This is a genomic window from Streptomyces sp. NBC_00083 (assembly GCF_026343295.1).
Classification (GTDB): Bacteria; Actinomycetota; Actinomycetes; order Streptomycetales; family Streptomycetaceae; genus Streptomyces.
The window spans coordinates 1311398-1332542 of sequence record NZ_JAPELY010000003.1; the positions used below are offsets into that span (position 1 = coordinate 1311398).

The window sequence follows — 21145 nt, forward strand, 5'->3', positions numbered from 1 at the left end:
GTCGAATGACCGAGGCGGTAAAGCGCCGTGCCGTGGGCGCTGTTGTCCAGCGCCGACCCGGTGCCCCGACCGGGCGGCCCTTTCGGCGCCGCCCGGTCGGTCCGGTCAAGGGGCGGCGGGGAAATGCCCAGTACGCACGAAGAACCGTACGTATGTGTCGAACAACTCCTCGGTCAGCGGCGGGCATTCGATCCCACTGCCGGCCAGTTGCGCCTCGGTCTCCGTGGTGTCCATCGGGGGATAGAAGGCGTCCGTGTCGCCGGTCATCATCTCGAAGGCGTGCAGCAGGGGCGCCATCGCGTTGCCGGGGTCCTCCTGCACCACATCGCGCCAGGTGTCCCAGTCCACCTCGCGCAAGGAGTATCCGAGCGTACGCAGCCGCTGTACGCACGCCTTGAGGCTCAGCGCGCTGGGATTGAACAGGTGGAAGGTGCCGCCAGCGGCACCGGACCGTCGCGAGAGGCCGAGGACGGCCGCGCTCACGTAGTCGACCGGCAGCAGGTGGAAGCGGCCGCCGACATCGGCCGGCACGGCCCCCGCCTGAATCAGGCCCTTCATGCTCAGCCAGACGAAGTCACTGGTCTGGCAGGCGCCGTTGACCTGGTCGCCGGAGATCACATCGACCCGGTACACGGACACGGGCAGGCCGCGGTCCCGGGCGATACCGATGAGCTGCTCCGCCACCCACTTGCTCTGCAGGTAACCGCTGGGCAGACGCTCGGGGGGACCCGTCGGGTCGGTCACCTTCAGCGGCACCCCCGGGGTCACCGCGCTCTCGAAGACCCCGACGGTCGACAAGTAGTGCACCGGCACGGTGCGGTGGCGCGCTGCGAGGCGCAGCACCGTCTCGGTGCCGACGACGTTGGCGTCCCTCAGCGTGCTGTACGGATGCAGCCAGTGCACCTGGGCGCCGTTGTGGTAGACGACGTCGACGGTCTCGGCGAGCCGGTCGAAGTCCTGCTCACTCAGACCGAGCCGGGGCTGCGCCAGGTCACCGACGACGACGGAGAGCCGGTCGGGGTCCATCTGCTCCCACACGCCGTAGCGTTCCAGGTTCTCCTTGAGCCGCGCACGGGCGACGTTGTGATCGGCACCCCGGACCAGGCAGTGCACCGTCGCCCGGGTCGAGCGCATCAGATCCCGCAGCAGGAACGCGCCGAGGAACCCGCTGGCCCCGGTGAGCAGGACCTGGTCCGGATCGTCGACGACCCGGACGACGTCGGCCGCCGGCCGGAGGTCTCCCGCCAGTCGTACGTCGGCGGCGAAGTCGGGCACCTGGGGCCCGAGCGCCCCGCCCGCGGCAGGTTCACCGGTCAGCTCACTCAGCAGATAGCCCGCGAGCGCCGCGGGAGTGGGATGGTCGAACACCACCGTCGCGGGCAGCCGGAACCCCGCGAGCACATTGAGGTGGTTGCGCAGCTCCACCGCGGTCAGAGAGTCGATGCCCAGTTTGAGGAACGGCTCGCTGTCCTTGATCCCATCGGCGCCGCCATGGCCGAGGACCACGGCGATCGCTTCCTTCACGGTCTCGGTCACCAGACGCAGCCGCTCGCTCTCGTCGAGCTTGGCGAGGCGCTCGGCGATCGGCTCCGCGGCGGTCCGCGCGCCCTGTGCCGAACGACGCCGGGGACCGCGCACCAGCTCCCGCAGGAGAGGGGGAGCCTCGTCGAGTTCGCGTACGGCGGTGAGGTTCACGGGGGTGGCGACCACGGTGGGCCGGTCCAGGGCGAGCGCCAAGTCGAGGACTGCGGTGCCGGTCTCCGGTGTGACGGGCAGGAACCCGCTGCGGGCGATGCGTTGGAGGTCGGTCTCGTCCAGCCCCCCCGACATGCCGCCGTCCTGCGACCAGAGCCCCCAGGCGATCGAGGTCGCCGCGAGACCCTGAGCGGACCGGTGCTCGGCCAGAGCGTCCAGGAAGGAGTTGGCCGCGGCGTAGGTCGACTGACCGGGGCCGCCCACCACTGCGGCGATCGAGGAGAACAGAACGAAGGCCGCGAGGTCCGCCCCGCGGACCAGCTCGTGAAGATGCCAGGCGGCGTCCGCCTTCGGCCGCAGTACGGCGGAGAGCCGCTCGGGGGTCTGCGACCCGACCAGCCCGTCGTCCAGGACGCCGGCGGCGTGCAGCACGGCCGTCAGCGGATGGCGCTCGGGTATCCCGTCCAGGAGCGCGGCCACGTCGTCGCGCTCCGCCACGTCGCAGGCGGCGATGGTGACCTCGGCGCCGAGCTCCGTCAGCTCTGCGACCAACTCGCGTGCTCCTGGCGCCTGTTCACCGCTCCGGCTGGTGAGCAGCAGATGGCGGACACCGTGCACACGCACCAAATGACGGGCGAACAGTGCACCGAGAGAGCCGGTGCCGCCCGTGATGAGAACCGTGCCCTCGCTGTTCCAGCGGGGCGCGGCGGCCATGCCCGCGGCGGGCGCGAGCCGGCGCAGACGGGGCACGAACAACTGCCCCGCGCGCAAGGCCGACTGCGGTTCACCGGCGCCGATGACCGCATCAGGCACCGTCCAGGCATCGCCATCACCGTCCACGTATGCGTCGGTGTCGATCAGCAGGATCGTGCCGGGTGCCTCCGACTGCACGGACCGCAGCAGACCCCACACGGCCGCGGCGCTCGGATCGGCGCTCTCGCCCGTACGGACGCTCAGGGCGCCCCGGGTCACCACGACGAGCGGCACGTCGGCGAGCCGGTCGTCCGCGAGCCAGCCCCGGACCAGTCGCAGCAGACGCAGCGTGGCGTCGTGCGCGGCGGCGGCCAGGTCCTCGCCGGCCGGGGTGGGGACGGACACGGCGACGGCGTCGAGGGGTGCGCCGGACGCGACCGCCGTCGCGACATCGGCCACCGTGTCGAAGCGCCGCGCACCGGGCAGGTCGCCGTCCAGGACGCCCCAGCGCACCGGCGCCTCGCGAGGCGCCACGGGCAACGCCACCCAGTCGACGTGGAAGAGGTGATCGGTGGTGCGTGCCGCGGCCCCCGCGACTTCTGCGGCACCCAACCGCCGCAAACGCACCGAGTCGATCGTCGCGACGGGCAGACCCGCCGCGTCGGCCACCCGCACCGCGGGCCGGCCGTCGTCGGCGGCGAGGGCCAGCCGCACCCGCAGCGCGGACGCGCCACTCGCGTGCAGACGCACGCCGTGCCACTCCGACACCATCGCTGCTCCCTGCTCGCCCTGCGGCGCGCCCTCCGCGGAGGTGGGCAGTGCCGCACGCAGGGCCGCATCGAGCAGCGCCGGGTGCAGCAGGTAGGCCGCTGCGTCCTCCTGCTCGCCCGGTGCCACTTCGGCGAACACCTCGTCGCCCCGCCGCCATACGGCCCCGAGGGTCTGGAACGCGGGACCGTACTGGACGCCCGAGCGGGCGAGTCCCGCGTACACCTCCGCCGGATCGACGGGCTGTGCGCCTGCGGGCGGCCACGCACCCACCTCGGCCGGGCTGTCCCCGGCGCGTACGCTCAACGTCCCGTGGGCGTGTGCCGTCCACAGCACCTCGCCCTCGTCCGGTCGCGCGTGCACGGTGACGGACCGCCGCCCCGCCGCGTCGGGTGCGCCCACGGCGACCTGGATCTGCACACCACCGTGCCGGTCGAGGACGAGGGGAGCCTCCGTCACCAACTCGTCCAGGCTGGTGGCGCCGACCTCGTCGCCGGCGCGTACCGCCAGTTCCAGCAGCGCCGACGCGGGCACGACCACCGCGTCACCAACTCGGTGGTCCGCCAGCCAGGGGTGTGTACGCAGCGAGATCCGGCTGGTGAACAGGGCCCCGTCGTCGCCGGCCACGGAGATCGCCGCACCCAGTAGGGGATGCCCGCCCGGCCTGAGCCCGAGCTTCGCGGGGTCGGCGTTCCCCGTCGCGGCCTGGACCCAGTACCGCTTGCGTTGGAAGGGATAGGTGGGGAGGTCGGTGTGGCGGGCGTCGGTGTTCTGGAGGCAGGCGGCCCAGTCGACGGAGCCGCCTTGGTTGTGGATGTGGGCCAGTGCGGTCAGGAGGCTTTCCACCTGTGACTTGTCGCGGTGCTGGGTGGCGGCGGCAATGAGGTGGGGCCGGTCGAGGGTGTCGCGGGTGAGGGCGGTGAGGGTGGCGTCGGGGCCGATCTCGATGTAGGTGGTGACGCCGTTGTGTTCGAGGGTGTGAAGGGCGTCCGCGAAGCGGACGGTGCCGCGGAGTTGGTCGGCCCAGTAGTCGGGGGCGCGGAAGCGGTCGTCGGCGAGGTGTCCGGTGAGAGTGGAGACGAGGGGGATGGCCGGGGGTTGGTAGGTGAGGTGGGCGGCGGATCGCCGGAATTCGTCGAGGATGGGGTCCATGTGGGGGGAGTGGAAGGCGTGGCTGACGTTGAGGCGGGTGGTCTTGTGGCCTTGGGCTCGTAGCTGTTGGGCTATTTCTTCGGCTGTGTCGGTGTCGCCGGATATGACGGTGGAGTTGGGTGTGTTGAGGGCGGCGATGGTGACGTTGGGGTGGTGGGTGAGGTGGGGGGTGATGTCATGTTCGCCGGCCTGGATGGCGATCATGGTGCCGCCGGTGGGGGCGGTTTGCATGAGGCGGGCGCGGGTGGTGATGAGGTGGGCGGCGTCGGTGAGGGTGAGGGTGCCGGCGATGTGGGCGGCGGTGATTTCGCCGATGGAGTGGCCGGTGACGTAGTCGGGTTGTATGCCGAGGGTGGTGAGGAGGTGGTAGAGGGCTGTTTCGTGGGCGAAGAGGGCGGGTTGGGTGTGGGCGGTGTCGTTGAGGTGGCGGCCCGTTTCGATGGTGGTTTTGACGGGTTGGGTGAGGTGGGGGTCGAGGGCGGCGGCTGCCTTGTCGAAGGCGGTGCGGTAGGCGGGGAAGGTGTCGTACAACTCCTGTCCCATGCCGAGGCGTTGAGATCCCTGGCCGGTGAAGAGGAAGGCGGTACGGCCGCTGGTGCGTCGGCCCACGGTCAGTCGCGGGTGTGCCGTGTCCGCGGCCAGGGCCCGCAGAGCGGACAGCAGTTCGCCGCGGTCGCCCGTCGTGATGGTCGCCCGGTGGTCGTGGTGGGTGCGGGTGGTGGCGAGGGAGTGGGCGAGGTCGGTGTCTGTGGTCTCGGGGTGGGTGTCCAGGTGGGTGATGAGGCGTTCGGCCTGGGCGCGCAGGGCGGATTCGCTCTTGGCCGAGAGAGTGAAGGGCAGCACGGGCAGCCGGGCCGGGGCGTCGACGGCCGCGACGGCCGCGGTGCTCGTGGCGGCGGCGTCCGGTGCTGTGCTGCCTGCCTCGGCGGTGGCCGGCGTGGCGCTGCCCGCCCCGGTGATGTCCGCTGCGTCGGCGTCGGGTGTGCCAGGGCCGGGAGCGTCGGTGGCGGGCGCTTCCTCCAGGATCACGTGCGCGTTCGTACCGCTCACACCGAACGCGGAGACGGCGGCACGTCGCGGCTCCTCCTTGTCCGGCCATTTGCGTTCCTCGGTGAGGAGTTCGACGGCGCCGGTGTCCCAGTCGATCATGGGTGAGGGCTCGTCGACGTGGAGTGTCTTGGGCAGGACACCGTGTCGCATCGCCTGCACCATCTTGATGACCCCGCCGACCCCCGCGGCCGCGACGGTGTGTCCGATGTTGGATTTCAATGAGCCGAGGTAGAGGGGGTGTTGGTGGGGGCGGTTGTGGCCGTAGGTGGCGAGGAGTGCTTGGGCTTCGATGGGGTCGCCGAGGCGGGTGCCGGTGCCGTGGGCTTCGACGGCGTCGATGTCGTGGGTGGTGAGGTGGGCGTCGGCGAGGGCTTGGCGGATGACGCGTTCTTGTGAGGGGCCGTTGGGGGCGGTGAGGCCGTTGCTTGCGCCGTCCTGGTTGACGGCGGAGCCGCGTAGGACGGCGAGGACGGTGTGGCCGTTGGCGCGGGCGTCGGAGAGGCGCTCGACCAGGAGGAGGCCGACGCCCTCGGACCAGGACGTGCCGTCGGCGGCCGCCGCGAACGACTTGATCCGACCGTCGGGCGCGAGACCGCTCTGACGGGAGAAATCGACGAACCCGCTCGGGGTCGCCGTCACGGTCACCCCGCCCGCGAGTGCGAGGTCGCACTCGCCGCGACGCAGCGCGCCGGCGGCGAGATGCAGGGCGACGAGCGACGACGAGCAGGCCGTGTCCACCGAGATCGCCGGACCCTCGAAACCGAAGGTGTAGGAGATGCGGCCCGAAGCGATACTGCTCAGCTTGCTGGTGAGCAGATACCCCTCGAACTCCTCGGGTCCTTCGAGCCCCAGGTAACTCTGCTCCACCACGCCCGCGTACACCCCGGTGCGGCTGCCCCGCAGGGTGTCGGGGTCGATGCCGGCCCGCTCGAAGGTCTCCCACGCCGTTTCGAGCAGCAGCCGCTGCTGCGGGTCCATCGCCTGGGCCTCACGCGGCGAGATGGCGAAGAACTCCGCGTCGAAGAGGTCCGCGTCGTGCAGGAACCCGCCCTCACGCGTGTACGAGGTGCCGGGCTTGCTCGGATCGGGGTCGTAGAGTCCGTCCAGGTCCCAACCGCGGTTGTCCGGAAAGGGCGTGATGGCGTCCACGCCGTCGGTCACCAGCTGCCACAGGTCCTCGGGTGAGGCCACCCCGCCCGGGAACCGGCAGGCCATCGAGACGATGGCGATCGGATCGGTGGATGCACCTTCCAGCTCCGTGATCCGTTCCTTGGCCTTGTGGAGATCGGCGGTCACCCGCCGGAGGTATGCGACGAGCTTCTCTTCATTGGACATACAGGATCTGTTTCTCCTAGAGCGGCAACGAGGGACGGGCTCGGTCAGGGGGTGGACTCGCCGAACTGTGAGTCGATGAAGCTGAAGAGCTCGTCCGCCGAAGCCGACGAGAGAGCATCGACCGTGTCCGCGTCCGTAGGCGTGTTCAGCTTGGCCACGAGGGCCTGCAGTCGGGACGCGATCTCGGTCCGTTCCGCCGGGTCCTGCGGGGACGCGGCCAACGCCCCTTCCAGCCGCTCCAGGTCGGCGAGGATCCCCGGGGCCGCGGCGTCGAGCCTGGCTTCCACCTGCCGCAGCACCTGATCGGCGAGGGCCGCGGGTGTGGGGTGGTCGAAGACCGTGGTCGCGGGCAGCCGGATGCCGGTGGCCGCGTTGAGCCGGTTGCGCAGCTCGACGCCGGTCATGGAGTCGAGGCCCAGCTCCTGGAAGGAACGCTCCGCGGGCACGGTGTCACCGGACGCGTGGCCCAGCACGGCCGCCAGTTCCGTGCGCACCAGGAGCAGCGCCCACCGCTCCCGCTCCACGGGGGAGAGGGCGGCCAGTTGCTGCGCCGTCGAATCCTGTGCGGACGTCGAGGCAAGGGCCGTGGGCCGGGCGGGGCCGGCGCCGGCCACGGTGCGCAGGAGGCGCGGCACTCCGTCCGCGGTGCCGAGCAGACCGGCCCGGTTCAGCGGGGTGGCGACCAGCGCCACCGCGTCCGTGCCGAGCGCCCGGTCGAACAGGGCGAGCCCCTGCGAACGCGTCGTGAGGTGGAAGCCGCTGCGGACGAAACGTTCGACGTCCTTGGCGTCGAGGCCGCGGTTGATCCCGCCGACGAGCCCGTCACCGGTCTTGTCGTCGGTCGCCTCCGGCTGCCACAGACCCCAAGCGAGGGAACGGGCGTGCTTGCCCTCGGCCCGCCGACGATGAGCGAGCGCGTCCAGGAAGGCGTTGGCCGCCGCGTAGTTGGACTGGCCGGGTCCGCCGAAGACGCCCACGGTGGAGGAGAACAGCACGAACGCGTCCAGGTCCATGGTCCGCGTCAGCTCATGCAGGTTCCAGGCCCCGTCCGCCTTGGGACGCAGTACCGCGTCGAGCCGCGCCGGGGTCAGCGCCCCGACCAGGCCGTTGTCGAGCACTCCTGCGGCATGCACCACACCGGAAAGCCGTCGGCCGGCCGGAAGGTCCGCGAGGAGTGCGGCGAGCGCGTCCCGGTCCGCCACGTCGCAGGCGGCGATGGTGACCTCGGCACCGAGCCACTTGAGGTCACGCGTCAACTCGGCTGCTCCCTCGGCCTGTTCACCCGAGCGGCTGACGAGGAGAAGGTGCCGTACGCCGTGGGCGGTGACCAGGTGCTGGGCGAGGAGCGCACCGAGCGTGCCGGTGCCGCCGGTGATCAAAACGGTTCCGTCGGCGAGTCCGGGCGGTGCGAGGTCCGGCTCGGCGGCCCCCTCGGCCGCAGCGGCCGGTGACAGCCGGGGCGTCAGCAACACACCGCCTCGCAGGGCGACTTCGGGCTCCTCGGTGGCCAGGACGGCCGCCAGCCCCTCGGCCGTGACCTCGCCGTCGCCGTCGCTGTCGACGAGCACGATCCGTCCCGGCGCCTCGGAGCGAGCGGACCGCACCAGACCCCACAGGGCGGCGGCCGACGGGTTCGGCACGTCCGAGTCGGACGCCGCCACCGCCCCCCGGGTCACGACGACGAGTGCGAGGTCCAGGAGTCGCTCGTCGGACTGCCATGCTTGGAGCACGGCGAGCACGCGTGCCGCTTCCTCGTGTACGGCGGCCGCCGGCCGCGCGGGCTCGGTCGCCGGCAACGCAAGCACCACCGCGTCGCAGCGGTGGGCGGCGGCAGCGATCGCTTCGACGCTGCCGAACGCCTCGACGCCCGGTGCTCCTTCGAGACCGGTGAGCGTCCTGTCCTGCGCAGTGTCCGCGCCGTCCCAGCCGAGTACGGACCAGCGCACCGCCGGCACCTCTCCCGGCTCGGCCGCGGGGACCCACTCGACGCGGAAGAGCGCGTCGGCCGTTGTGCCGGCGTCGGCGGTGAACCGCTCAGCGGCGACGTCCTGATACTCGATCGAGTCGACCGTGACGACCGGCTGACCAGCACCGTCAGTGAGGTGGAGGGTGACGGTGTCCGCATCTCGCTCGACGACCCGGGCCTGTACGGTGACGGCTCCGACGGCGTGGAGCCGCACCCCACGCCAGTCGGCGGGCACCCGCACCGTTCCCTCTGCGCCGCTGCGCAGCGGCAGCGCCGCGTCGAGCAGATACGGATGAATCCCGTAGCGTGCGGCCTCGTCGGTCAGTTCCTCCGGCAGCCGGATCGCGACCCCCTTGCCGGCGTCGGATGGTGGCTCGGGCCGACGGCTCGTCGCGTCCGCCGGCAGGCAGACCCCCTCGGCGTGCAAGGTCCACGGCGCTTGCGTGACACCGTCCGGCCGTGTGGACACGCTCACCTCGGGACGGCCCGTGCCGTCGAGCGCACCGACCCGCACCTGCAACTCCACTTCACCCTGGGGCGGGAGCACCAGAGGTTCGCGCAGGACGAACTCGTCCAGACCCGGGGAGCCGATGTTGTCGCAGGCTCGAACCGCGAGTTCGACGAGCGCCGCGGCGGACACCACGGCGGAACCGGCCACGTCGTGAACGACGAGTGTGGGGTGGAGTGCCAGGGAGACGCGGCTGGTGAGCACGGTCTCGGAGGAGTGGGCGAGCGGCTGCGGGACGCCGAGCAGCGGATGCCCGCTTTCCCTCGTCCGCACGGGCGCGGCGGCGGTGGACGCCTCGAGCCAGTACCGCTCGTTCTGGAACGCGTAGGTGGGCAGGTCCGTGGGGTGGGGAGTTGGCTCGTGGTGTGTGGTCGGCCAGTTGATGGTGGTGCGGTGGGTGTGGAGGGTGGCGAGGGTGGTGAGGAGGGTGGTTGCTTGGGATTTGTCTCTGCGTTGGGTGTTGAGGACGAGTGCGTTCTGGGGTTGGTCGAGGGTGTCGCGGGTGAGGGTGGTGAGGGTGGCGTCGGGGCCGATTTCGATGTAGGTGGTGACGCCGTTGTGTTCGAGGGTGCGGACGGCGTCGGCGAAGCGGACGGGCAGGCGTATCTGCTGGACCCAGTAGTCGGGCGTGGACCACTGGTCGGTGACAAGGGCGCCGGTGACGGTGGAGATGGCGGGGGTGTGGGGTGTGTGGAAGGTGAGGCCGGCGAGGGCGGTGTGGAATTCGTCGAGGACGGGGTCCATGTGGGGGGAGTGGAAGGCGTGGCTGACGTTGAGGCGGGTGGTTTTGTGGCCTTGGGCTCGTAGGCGTTCGGCTATGTCTTCTGCGGTTTGGGTGTCGCCGGATATGACGGTGGTGTGGGGTGTGTTGAGGGCGGCGATGGTGACGCCGGGGTGGTCGGTGAGGTGGGGGGTCACGTCGTCTTCGCCGGCCTGGATGGCGATCATGGTGCCGCCGGTGGGGGCGGTTTGCATGAGGCGGGCGCGGGTGGTGATGAGGTGGGCGGCGTCGGTGAGGGTGAGGGTGCCGGAGATGTGGGCGGCGGTGATTTCGCCGATGGAGTGGCCGGTGACGTAGTCGGGTTGTATGCCGAGGGTGGTGAGGAGGTGGTAGAGGGCTGTTTCGTGGGCGAAGAGGGCGGGTTGGGTGTGGGCGGTGTCGTTGAGGTGGGTGCCGGTCTGGATGGTGGTCTTGACGGGCTGGGTGAGGTGGGGGTCGAGGGCTGCTGCCGCCTTGTCGAAGGCGGTGCGGTAGGCGGGAAAGGCCTTGTACAACTCCTGTCCCATACCGAGGCGTTGGGCGCCCTGGCCGGTGAAGAGGAACGCGGTTTTGCCGGGGGTGACCGTTCCGGTGGTGAGGGTGGGCGCGGGAGTGCCGGTGGTGAGGGCGGTGAGGCCGTCGCGTAGTCCTGGCAGGTCGGGGGCGAGGATCACGGCCCGGTGATGGTGGTGGGTGCGGGTGGTGGCGAGGGAGTGGGCGAGGTCGGTGTCGGTGGTCTCGGGGTGGGTGTCGAGGTGGGTGATGAGGCGTTCGGCCTGGGCGCGTAGGGCGGATTCGCTCTTGGCCGAGAGAGTGTAGGGCAGGACGGGGAGTCGGATCGGGGCGTCGACGGACGCAAGGATCACAGCGTCCGGTGCGGTGCCGCCCGTCTCAGTGGTGGCCGGCGTGGCGCTCCCCGCCTCGATGGTCTCCGGCGCGGTGCGCACTGGAGCGTCGGTGGCGGGCGCTTCCTCCAGGATCACGTGCGCGTTCGTACCGCCGAACCCGAAGGACGACACCGCGGTCCGGCGCGCGTGTCCGGTCTCGGGCCATTTGCGTTCCTCGGTGAGGAGTTCGACGGCGCCGGTGTCCCAGTCGATCATGGGTGAGGGCTCGTCGACGTGGAGTGTCTTGGGCAGGACACCGTGTCGCATCGCCTGCACCATCTTGATGACGCCACCCACACCGGACGCGGCCTGCGCATGCCCGATGTTGGATTTCAATGAGCCGAGGTAGAGGGGGTGTTGGTGGGGGCGGTTGTGGCCGTAGGTGGCGAGGAGTGCTTGGGCTTCGATGGGGTCGCCGAGGCGGGTGCCGGTGCCGTGGGCTTCGACGGCGTCGATGTCGTGGGTGGTGAGGTGGGCGTCGGCGAGGGCTTGGCGGATGACGCGTTCTTGTGAGGGGCCGTTGGGGGCGGTGAGGCCGTTGCTTGCGCCGTCCTGGTTGACGGCTGAGCCGCGTAGGACGGCGAGGACGGTGTGGCCGTTGGCGCGGGCGTCGGAGAGGCGCTCGACCAGGAGGAGGCCGACGCCCTCGGACCAGGACGTGCCGTCGGCGGCCGCCGCGAACGACTTGATCCGACCGTCCGCCGCCAGCCCGCGCAGCCGGGAGAACTCGACGAAGGCGACCGGCGTGGACATCACCGTCGCGCCGCCCGCGAGTGCGAGGTCGCACTCGCCGCGACGCAGCGCGCCGGCCGCCAGGTGCAGGGCGACGAGCGACGACGAGCAGGCCGTGTCCACCGAGATCGCCGGACCCTCGAAACCGTACGTGTAGGAGATGCGGCCCGAGGCGATGCTGCCGGCGCTCCCGCTGAACAAATAGCCCTCCGCGTTCTCGGCGGGCAGCCCCGGGCGCGATCCGTAGTCGTTGTACATCAGGCCGGTGAAGACCCCGGTGCGGCTGCCCCGCAGGGAGTGGGGATCGATGCCGGCCCGCTCGAAACTTTCCCACGCCGTCTGCAACAGCAGGCGCTGCTGTGGGTCGGTCGTCACGGCCTCGCGCGGCGACATCCCGAAGAACTCCGCGTCGAACAGGTCCGCGTCATGCAGGAACCCGCCCATCCGGCTGTAACTGGTCCCGGTCCGCTCCGGATCCGCGTCATAGAGGGCCTCCAGGTCCCAACCGCGGTTGTCCGGAAAGGGCGTGACGGCGTCCACGCCGTCGGTCACCAGCTGCCACAGGTCCTCGGGCGAGGCCACCCCGCCCGGGAACCGGCAGGCCATCGAGACGATGGCGATCGGCTCGTGCTGCCGGTCCTCGACCTCGTTCAGCCTGGCGCGTGCATCACGGGCATCCGCGATGGCGCGCTTGAGATAGTCGCGGAGTTTTTCTTCGCCCGCCATGTGCTCAGCTCCCCGGTGTTTTTCCAAATGGGCATGCAATTTCAATTAATTACAGATCGGGTTGTCGATCGTAACGGCGCCCCGGCACGTGCCGGTAATTGAGTGGGCTCCCGGGCGAGTGGCCGAAGTGTTACTTCGCGATGGATGCTCGATGGCCTGCGCCCCGCCGCGCCGCACTAGGGTCTACCTGGATTTTCTTAGCCGATTGGCCTGGCCATCCGTCAGACCAATCATTCGGGTGGAAAAAGGAGAATGTTCACCGTGGCGCAACTGACCAGTGATGTCGAGGAACACACCGCGCTCTATGTCGAGGCCTTCAACGCGGGTGACGTGGACGCCGTCAACGCGATGTACACCGATGAGGCCGTCGCGGTCTGGGAGCCGGGTTTCCCGCTCACCGGCCAGGCGCGCATCGACTCGGTGCGGGAGTTCCTTGCCAACGGGCCGAAGATGACGGCCGTTCCGCAGCAGTCCTATGTGACCGGCGACACCGCGCTGCTCATCGTGGACTGGACCATCGACACGAAGGATGAGAACGGTGCCCCCGAGCGCCTGTCCGGTGTCGGTGTCGACGTGCTGCGCAAGGGGACGGACGGTAACTGGCGTTACGCCATCGACGACCCGTACGGCGAGAAGTAGGACCGGCAACGCGCCGGTAATCCCCGGGCCGCGGCGGTGGACGGTCACGTCTGCGCCGCCCCGCACCCACACCCACGTCAACGAAGAAACTGGGGGTTTCCCACTCCATGGCCATCACCGTCGACCTCGACCTCGACAACCCGGACCTGACCGACGACACCGACCTGCAGAACGAGATCTTCCTTCAGGTGTTCAACTCCGGTGACGGCGAGCTGTTCGACAAGCTCTACCGCGCGGACGCGATCTCCAACTTCTCGGGAACGCCCCTGACCGGCGCCGACCGGCTGGCGTTCTTCAAGGAGTTCCTCTCCACCAAGCCGGTCCTGAAGGCGGAGGTCACCCACTCCTACGTCGCGGGCGATGTGGCCCTGATCGGCGTGCAGTTCGTCATCGACGGCACGGACGGGGAGGGCAAGCCCCTGCACATCGAGGGCAACTGCACCGACGTGCTGCGCCGCGGCGACGACGGCCGCTGGCTCATGGCCGTCGACCGCCCGGTCGCGGGCAGCCTGCTCCCCGAGTAGGCTCCGCGCCCCACATCCGCAAGGCCATTTCCTCCCCGTGCACGCCCCCTTCGGGCACGGGGAGGAATTGTGTTTCGGGCTCGGTGAGCGGCGCATTGCCGGTAAATGGGTGCCAGGTTGAGCGAGACGCCTAGGGTGAAACGCGTCCCTGGCACGCCGCATCGGCACACCTTGATTCAGGGAAATCGCATCGGAGGAAGAATGGTTCAGCACGACAATGATGCCCAGGGCGTTCTGGATGCCGTGAAGGAGGCAATACCCACGCTGCGTCACAATGGTGCCCAGACCGAGAAGCAGCGGTGGCTCGTCGAGGAGAACATCAACCTTCTGGAGAAGGCCGGGGTGTTCCGCATGGCTGTCCCCGAGCGTTTCGGTGGGCTCGACCTGCCGGCTGAGCAGCAGGCGGTGATCCTGGCCGAGATCGCCCGCGGCTGTGGCTCGACCGGCTGGGTCTCCATGGTGTGGGTGTCCACCGCGTGGATCGCCTCCCTGTACCCGGACAAGGCGCAGGAAGAGGTCTTCGCCGACGGTTCGGTCCGCATCTCTGGCGGCTTCACCCCCAGCGGTACCCTCGTCCCGACCGAGGGCGGATATCGCCTCAGTGGTTCCTGGCGGTTCAACACCGGTGTGCCCGGCGCCCGTTGGAACGTGCACGCCGCGATGGTCGAGCACCCGGACGGCCGGCACGAGGAGCTCTTCGCTCTCGTACCGACCGAGGACATCACCGTCGCTGATGACTGGGACGTGTTCGGTGCCGCCGGCACCGGCAGCGCCACCTCGACGGCGGACGACGTGTTCGTTCCGGCTCACCGCGTGGTGGGCGTCGAGGTGTACGACGCCTCCACCGGCAACCGCTGGAACGCCGACGTCAAGGGCCGCAACTACAACCTCACCAGCTACATTTTGGCGACCTGCGCCCCTGTCTACCTGGGCATCGCGAAGGCAGCTCTGGAACTGTTCATCGAGCGCCTCCCCGGCAAGGGGATCACGTACACGAGCTGGACCGAGCAGAAGGAACATCCCTACACCCAGATCCAGCTCGCGCACGCGGCGAACAAGATCGCCGCGTGCGAGGCGCTCTCCGGGGACTGGCTCCGGGTGATGCAGGGCCGCGCCGGCCTCGGCGAGAAGATGACCGTGGAGGAGAAGGCGGCCGTCCGCGGACAGGTCGGCTACGTAGTGCAGGCCACCAAGGAAGCGGTGGAGACGCTCTACAACATCAGCTCGGCCTCGACCATCGTGCGCAGCAATCACTTCCAGCGCGCTTTCCGGGACATCGAGGCGCTCTCCCTGCACGGTCTGCTGACGCCGGTCAGCTCGCTGGAGGCCCACGGCCGCGTCCTGCTGGGCCTCGAGCCGGGCACCGACTACATCTAACCGACCCTCTTCCTGCCACGTTCCGGGAGGCGCACCATGACTACAGCGCAACAGGCACCGACGCTGTTCGACTCCGCGTACTACCAGGATCCGTACTCGGTGTACGACTGGCTGCGCGTCCACGACCCGATCCACGAGTTCCGTTTTCCCGTCGGCGATGTGCCGATGGTCTTCCTGTCCCGTTACGACGACGTCAAGGCGTTGCTGAGCGACAGACGCTTCAGCAACGACGGAGACGTGTGGGGGAGCGAGGAGTTCAAGAAGTCGGGCATGATCTTCGGCGCCGACACGCTGATTGGGCGCATTCTCACCGTGCTCGATCCGCCGGACCACACCCGGGTGCGCAAGCTGGCGATGGGGGCCTTCACCCCGCGTCGGGCCGCGGCGTGGCAGGAGCCGGTCGAGCGGATCGTGAACGAGGCGCTCGACGACCTCGCGAAGTCGCAGAACCCCGATGTGATGGACTACGCGAGCAAGATCCCCGCGGATGTCACGGGCGCGATCCTGGGGTTCCCGCTCGATCGCTTCGCCGACATGCTGCACGCCATCGAGCGCGCCTTCCACGCGGATCCGTCCAACCCCGACAACGAGGCCGAGGTCGCGGCGGCGTTCGACGAGATCGTCGTCTACGGGCGCGAACTGATCGTGGAGAAGCGGCGCAACCCGGGTGACGACCTCACCTCCGTCTTCATCCAGGCGCGTGACGGTGAGGACCGGCTCACCGAGGACGAACTCGTGTCCATGGTCGCCCTGATGATCATGGCGGGCATCGACACCACGAGGAACCTGATCGGTGCCGCCGTGCTGGGTCTGCTCGACCATCCGGACCAGCGGCGACTGCTCGTCGAGCACCCCGAGCACACTCCCACTGCCATCGAGGAATTCTTGCGCTACGACGGCGCGTTCTGCGTCGGACTGTTCCGTCTGGCCAAGGAGGATCTGGAGATCGGTGGCGTGTCGATTCCCGCCGGCACGCCGGTGGTCGCCGGCCTGCAGTCCGCGAACCACGACCCCGAGAAGTTCACGGACCCGCGGCGTCTGGACATCACCCGCAACGGGCAGCGCCACCTGGCCCTCGGCCACGGGCTGCACAACTGCATGGGGGCGGCCCTGGCCCGCCTGGAGACCGGTGTCGCGGTGCCCGCACTGCTCAACCGGTTCCCGGACCTGCGCCTCTCGGTTCCCCGCGAGGAGATCCTGTTCGAGGAGAACTGGCTGTTGCGCAGCCTGCCGTCGCTGCCGGTCGCGCTGTGACAGGCGCGAGGAACGGAGGTGGAGAGCGCGTATGACCAAGCGGATTCTGACCATCGACACAGGGGCCTGCACCGGCGCGGGCACGTGTGAGGCGATGCACCCCCAGCTGTTCAAGGTGGGTGTCGAGGGCTACGCGGTGCCCCTGAAGCGGGAACTCGTGGACCCCGTCGACATCGAGGACGCGAGCAGCGTGCTCGACGTCTGCCCCACCGAGGCGATTCGGCTGGCCGCCGAGGGGTGAACCGAAACGCTAGTTGAGGGCAGCCACGCCAGCCGAGGGGCCCACCCCAGATCCGCCCGGGACCGTGCCATGGTCCCGGGCGGATCTGTGTCCGGCACCCTCCCGGGTGCGGGTGCGCATCGGCGAGGACATGGGGGCTCGACGTGGCAGGGCGGGCCCAACAAGGCGGCAGGGCGGGCCCAACAAGAAGGAGGGGCGCCGTAGGGCGCCCCTCCTCGTTACCGGAACCGCTCGCGTTACTTCTTCTTCAGCAGCTCGACCAGGCTGGAGAAGCTGTCGTCCGCGTGGCCGGCCTCCACACCGCGACGGAAGAACTCGACGACGCCGGCCTGGAAGCTGGTGTCCACGCCCGCATCGCCGAGGGTGTGCATGACGTGCTCGACGGAGGCCAGGCCCATGGCGAGCCGGTCGACGTCGCCGGCGTGGTTGCCGCTGTCGATGCGCTCGGCGTAGAAGCCGAGGAAGTGCGGCATCGCCGTCATGGTGGCGTTCGCGTGCGCCAGGATGTCCGCGGCCTTGAGCCCGTTGGCGTCGGCGACGGCGATGGCCTGCCAGTAGCTGACCATCGACGGCCAGAACATGGCCATACCGATCTGGTACATCAGCGCAGCGATGCCGGGCTCCTCGCCGCGGTAGTCGGCGGTGGTGAGTACCTCAAGGACGGCCTTGTGCTTGTCGAACGCCGCAGTGGGGCCGCTGTAGAAGGTGTAGGACTCGGACTGGCCGATGCCCGCCGGCGGAACGGTGACCCCACCGGTGATGTGCACGCCGCCGCGCTCGGTGATCCAGCGCGAGCCGGCCCGCGTCTTCTCCGGAGTGTCCGAGCTGAGGTTGACGAAGACATGGCCGCTCAGGACATCGGCGGCGGGTTCGAGGACGGCGTACATCGCCTCGTAGTCGGTGAGGCTCAGGATGATGAGTTCATTGGCCTGGACGGCGTCCTGAACGCTCTTGGCGAGCACGGCGCCTCGGGCGACCAGGGCATCGGCCCGGGAGGCCGTGCGGTTCCAGACGGTGACCTCGTGGCCCGCGTCGAGGAAGGCGTTGACCATGGCCTGCCCCATGGGGCCGATTCCGATGACGGTGACGGGCTGCTTGCTGCTCATGAGCGAAAGGCCTCCGGGTATGCAAACTCTAGAACGAGCGCTCTAATTGGCGCATGAGGGAAACCTAGCACACCTCTGGGACGAACGCTCTAATTAGTCGGTCTCTGGCAGACTGCGGCCATGGCCAGTGATCTTCTTTTAGGAAAAGTCGTCCTCGTCACGGGGGCAAGCAGCGGTATCGGTGCGGCTGCGGCGAAGGAGTTCGCCAAGGAAGGCGCGGCGGTCGTGTTGACCGCCCGCAGGGAGGCTCGTCTGGCGGCCCTCGTCGACGAGCTCGAGCAGGGGGGAGCGCGAGCGGCCTACGTGGTCGGTGACGTCTCGGTCGGCGAAGACGCGGCCAGGGTGGTGAAGTTCGCCGTGACCCACTTCGGACGTCTCGACGCGGCGTTCAACAACGCGGGGATCGGCGGCGACCGCACACCGCTGCATCTCATGCAGGACGACGTCTACGACACCATCATGGATGTCAACGTCCGCGGTGTCTTCAACTGCCTGCGCCACGAGATAGCCGCGATGCTGGAGACCGGCGGAGGCTCGATCGTCAACAACAGCAGCGTGGGCGGCCTGGTGGCCATCCCGACGGCCGCGCCCTATATCGCCTCCAAGCACGCGGTGATCGGCTTCACCAGGGCAGCGGCCGACGAGTACGCGAAGCAGGGCATCCGGGTCAACGCGGTGGCCCCCGGTACGACCCGCAGTGAGATCACCGCCGACTGGTTCGCGCGCAACCCCGGGATCGAGGCGTTCGCCAACTCGGTCACACCCCAGGGCCGTACGGCGGAACCGGAGGAGATCGCGGCGGCCGCCGCATGGCTGCTCAGCGACCGGTGCCCGTTCCTCACCGGCACCGTGTTGCCGGTGGACGGAGGCTTCGTCAACCAGTGAACCTGTGTGCCCGGGGCCGTCACCGGCCGCGGGCACACAGGCTTTTCCGCCCACAGGGGTTCTCAGTGTGTCCCGCCGTCGAAGTCGACCACGGCCACGGTCTCCCCGCCCTGGGTGGCGACAACCCGGACGCTCGACCCGTTCTGTGCGTGCGTCGGGAGCGGCATGGCCTCGATCAGGCACGGCCGGTCGAACTCCACGTACCGGTCGAACCGGCTGTCGACGCGGATGGCATGGAGAGGGAGGGGCGCCGAGAAGGCGTACGCGGCCTGATGGGCCGCCTCCACCAGGACGAGGCCTGGAACGTGGTCGACCGGGTGGTCGAAGAGCAGGGTGTTGCTCACATCGTTGCGCAACAGCCAGGAATGGTCCCGGTCGCCGGGAGCGAGGACGACGTCGCCCGCCGCGACGCGGCCGACCCGAGCCGGCGTGACCGGTGCCGGTACCGGCCACTCCGCCCAGTCGACGGCGATGTGGTCACCGCGTAAGCGGCGGTACGCCGCCGGCGAGATCCAGCCGAACCGGGAGTCGGCCCTGGCCACGGTGATTCCCTCGCGCGCCAAGTGGAACCGCATGTGCAGGCTGCTGGGGGTGCGCCGGCCAGGGTTCGGGTCGGATACGTCGATGGTGATGCGGAGCGCCGTCGCCTCGTCGCGCGGCGCCCGGAATCCTGGACTGATCCTGAAACGCAGTGCGTTGAGGACGGTCTGGTGCTCCAGGGGCACGCCGTACTCGCCATGGGCGACGACCAGGCCGCTCTGCCGGACGGCCTGGGCGAGGATGCGGGGATCGTAGGGCAGGTAGGTGCTCAGGGTCTTCGGCCAGACGGCATCGACGCCGAACTGATGGGCTCCGGTGCGCTCCCAGCCTGTGACCAGGATGGATTCGCTCCGTCTGAGATGTGTATAGGCGGCGAGCGGTGCGGACGGGTGCGGAGCGGCTAACGCCTGATGGAGCGTCAGAGGACGTGAGGCAACGGCTGTTTCGGACAAGGCCCCCCCTGTCTTCGAGACTGATGTCACGCGCGTGTCGCGTGGCGCCAAATTACCGGCTAGCCGGTCTGTTTTCGGCGTCAGGTCAATGTGAGCTTAAGCACGGGTAATGAATGTGTAATGAGCGGGTCATGGCGACACCGTGCCCCGTCGGCGCCATGGGGCACTCGACGGGGCACGGTGGAGCGGGACGGATCCGGACAGGTGAGGGCCGCGCGCTTCGGTTCCGGGTTCAGGCCAGGACTGCGGCCTTCTGTGCCGCGTACAGGCCGCTCTCGACCGCGCCCTCGATGAAGGCGCCGTTCCAGCCGCTCGCGATGTCGCTGCCCGCGAAGACGATGCGCCCGAACGGCTCATGTATCGCGGGCAGTTGCTGAAGCAGCTGTCCGGGCCGGCGCAGGCCCCAGCCGCCACGGGCGTAGCGGTCGTCGCCCCAGGCCTGGGCCTTGTGTGCGACGACGGTGGCGCCCGGAGCGTACTTCCGCAGGGCGGCCTGAACGGCGGCCTTGTTCGACGCGTCGAGGGAGGGGCCCGCGAATCCGATCATCAGCCGCCCTCCGCCCGGCAGTTGCTTCTGCGGGATCACCAGCGGCATGGCGGACGACTCGGGCCCCTGGCCGTAGACCGCGTCGACGTTGCCGCTGACCTGCATCCATATCTTCGTCGCCGGGTTGACGCCGGCGCCCTTCTTGGCCGTGTCGGCGAACACCGCCGGCAGGCCCGGGTTGAAGGTGATGGTCTTCCACATGTTCACGGGGACGGCCACAACGACGGTGCCCGCCTTGTAGACCCGGCCGCTGGTGAGCTTCACCTCGGCACCGGCGGAGGTGTCGGTGATCGAGGCGACCGTCGAGTTGAGGACGACCTGGGCTCCCGACGCCGAGAGCATCTTCTCCAGCAGGGCCGTCATGCCGCCGTTCGGCTTGTAGGCGGTCTGACGGTTCCAGCCGTCCATGGTCCAGCCGCCCAGCGCCCACCACTGCGCCATCGAGGTCAGGGCGCCGCGCGTGTTGTCGCCGCCGGCGAACGTGGCGCTGTATCCGGCGATCCACTGCTTGTCCACGGCGGACAGCTCGCTGAGCTGGCCGAGCCGGTCCGCGAAGGACAGGGGGTCGACCGCCTGCAGGAGATCCTTGCGGAACAACGGCTCGTTGGGGCGCTCGAAGTACTGCTCGGAGCCGGCGAAGAACTTCGTGAACAGCTCGCCCATGCGCGCGTTGGCCTCGGTCGGGGCCAGGGCCTGGAAGCCGTTCGTCGCGGGCATGACCCAGCTGGTCGGCGCTATGTCCTCGTGGCTCGTGATGCCGTAGCGCTGCAGCTCGGCGGCGACCAGGTGGTGGTCGGGGCTGAGCCAGCCGCCGCCGAGCTCTATCTGCTCGCCCGCCAGCGAGTCCGTCCAAATGCGGCCGCCGATCCGGTTTCGGGCCTCCAGGACCACGACGCTCAGGCCCCGCGCCCTCAGCTCGCGGGCGGCCGTGCCGCCCGCATAGCCCGCGCCGACGACGACGGCGTCCGTGGTGACGGTCTCCGCGGCCCGGGCGGTTCCGCGTGCGGTCGCGCCGATCGCCCCGGCCAGCGCCGTCGCCCCGGCCGCTTGGAGCAGCGAGCGGCGTCCCAGCGGTGAAGCTGCGTATCGGCGAGTGGCTGACGGTCGAGAACTCATCTACGTATCTTTTCTGTTGGTCTCGGGACGCGCGGGACACCCCTCGTCCTCCGTCGAGCAGGGCGAGCGGCTTGTACTGGCCAGCAGCAGCTAACCGGACGGCCGGAAGTCGCCGGTCACGGCGAGGTAATTGGAAGGTTTGGTTCTGCTCGGCCCGGCTTCAGGGGGCGCATGTCGGCCAGCTGGGCACGA

The 21145-nt window shown here is 69.7% G+C and carries 11 protein-coding genes; 6 read left to right on the plus strand and 5 right to left on the minus strand.

Annotation, left to right across the window (positions count from 1 at the left end):
* Positions 1–105 precede the first annotated feature (105 nt).
* The gene (locus tag OOJ98_RS29800; protein ID WP_323177947.1) at positions 106–6693 is read right to left on the minus strand and encodes a polyketide synthase; all 6588 of its coding nucleotides are present in this window, start codon (positions 6691–6693) and stop codon (positions 106–108) included.
* Between the two features lie 44 nt (positions 6694–6737).
* Complete coding sequence (locus OOJ98_RS29815) at positions 6738–12272, minus strand: type I polyketide synthase (protein WP_267058159.1); 5535 nt, start codon at positions 12270–12272, stop codon at positions 6738–6740.
* 252 nt (positions 12273–12524) lie between these two features.
* On the opposite strand from OOJ98_RS29815, the gene OOJ98_RS29820 reads away from it, so the two are divergent.
* From OOJ98_RS29820 to OOJ98_RS29840, 5 genes are all read left to right on the plus strand, one after another.
* Positions 12525–12911 carry a nuclear transport factor 2 family protein gene (locus OOJ98_RS29820; protein WP_267058160.1) on the plus strand — a complete coding sequence of 129 codons (387 nt, stop codon included), beginning with the start codon at positions 12525–12527 and terminating at the stop codon, positions 12909–12911.
* A gap of 107 nt (positions 12912–13018) precedes the next feature.
* Positions 13019–13435 carry a nuclear transport factor 2 family protein gene (locus OOJ98_RS29825; RefSeq protein WP_267058161.1) on the plus strand — a complete coding sequence of 139 codons (417 nt, stop codon included), beginning with the start codon at positions 13019–13021 and terminating at the stop codon, positions 13433–13435.
* A 201-nt stretch (positions 13436–13636) separates the two neighbouring features.
* Positions 13637–14812: an acyl-CoA dehydrogenase family protein gene (locus tag OOJ98_RS29830; protein WP_267058162.1), complete on the plus strand. Its 1176-nt coding sequence runs from the start codon at positions 13637–13639 to the stop codon at positions 14810–14812.
* Between the two features lie 36 nt (positions 14813–14848).
* The gene (locus tag OOJ98_RS29835; RefSeq protein ID WP_267058163.1) at positions 14849–16066 is read left to right on the plus strand and encodes a cytochrome P450; all 1218 of its coding nucleotides are present in this window, start codon (positions 14849–14851) and stop codon (positions 16064–16066) included.
* Between the two features lie 31 nt (positions 16067–16097).
* Positions 16098–16307: a ferredoxin gene (locus OOJ98_RS29840; protein ID WP_267058164.1), complete on the plus strand. Its 210-nt coding sequence runs from the start codon at positions 16098–16100 to the stop codon at positions 16305–16307.
* Between the two features lie 236 nt (positions 16308–16543).
* On the opposite strand, the gene OOJ98_RS29845 is transcribed toward OOJ98_RS29840, so the two are convergent.
* Positions 16544–17413 carry an NAD(P)-dependent oxidoreductase gene (locus OOJ98_RS29845; protein ID WP_267058165.1) on the minus strand — a complete coding sequence of 290 codons (870 nt, stop codon included), beginning with the start codon at positions 17411–17413 and terminating at the stop codon, positions 16544–16546.
* A gap of 120 nt (positions 17414–17533) precedes the next feature.
* Between OOJ98_RS29845 and OOJ98_RS29850 the strand changes: the two genes are divergently transcribed.
* The gene (locus OOJ98_RS29850) at positions 17534–18298 is read left to right on the plus strand and encodes an SDR family NAD(P)-dependent oxidoreductase (RefSeq protein ID WP_267058166.1); all 765 of its coding nucleotides are present in this window, start codon (positions 17534–17536) and stop codon (positions 18296–18298) included.
* Positions 18299–18360: 62 nt separating this feature from the next.
* Here OOJ98_RS29850 and OOJ98_RS29855 read toward each other — a convergent pair whose 3' ends face one another.
* Both OOJ98_RS29855 and OOJ98_RS29860 read right to left on the minus strand, forming a co-directional pair.
* On the minus strand, positions 18361–19290 hold the full coding sequence (locus OOJ98_RS29855) for a ScbA/BarX family gamma-butyrolactone biosynthesis protein (protein ID WP_267058167.1): 930 nt from the start codon (positions 19288–19290) through the stop codon (positions 18361–18363).
* Between the two features lie 232 nt (positions 19291–19522).
* Positions 19523–20953 (minus strand): NAD(P)/FAD-dependent oxidoreductase, encoded by a 1431-nt coding sequence (locus OOJ98_RS29860; protein ID WP_267058168.1) that lies wholly within the window; start codon positions 20951–20953, stop codon positions 19523–19525.
* Between the last annotated feature and the right edge of the window lie 192 nt (positions 20954–21145).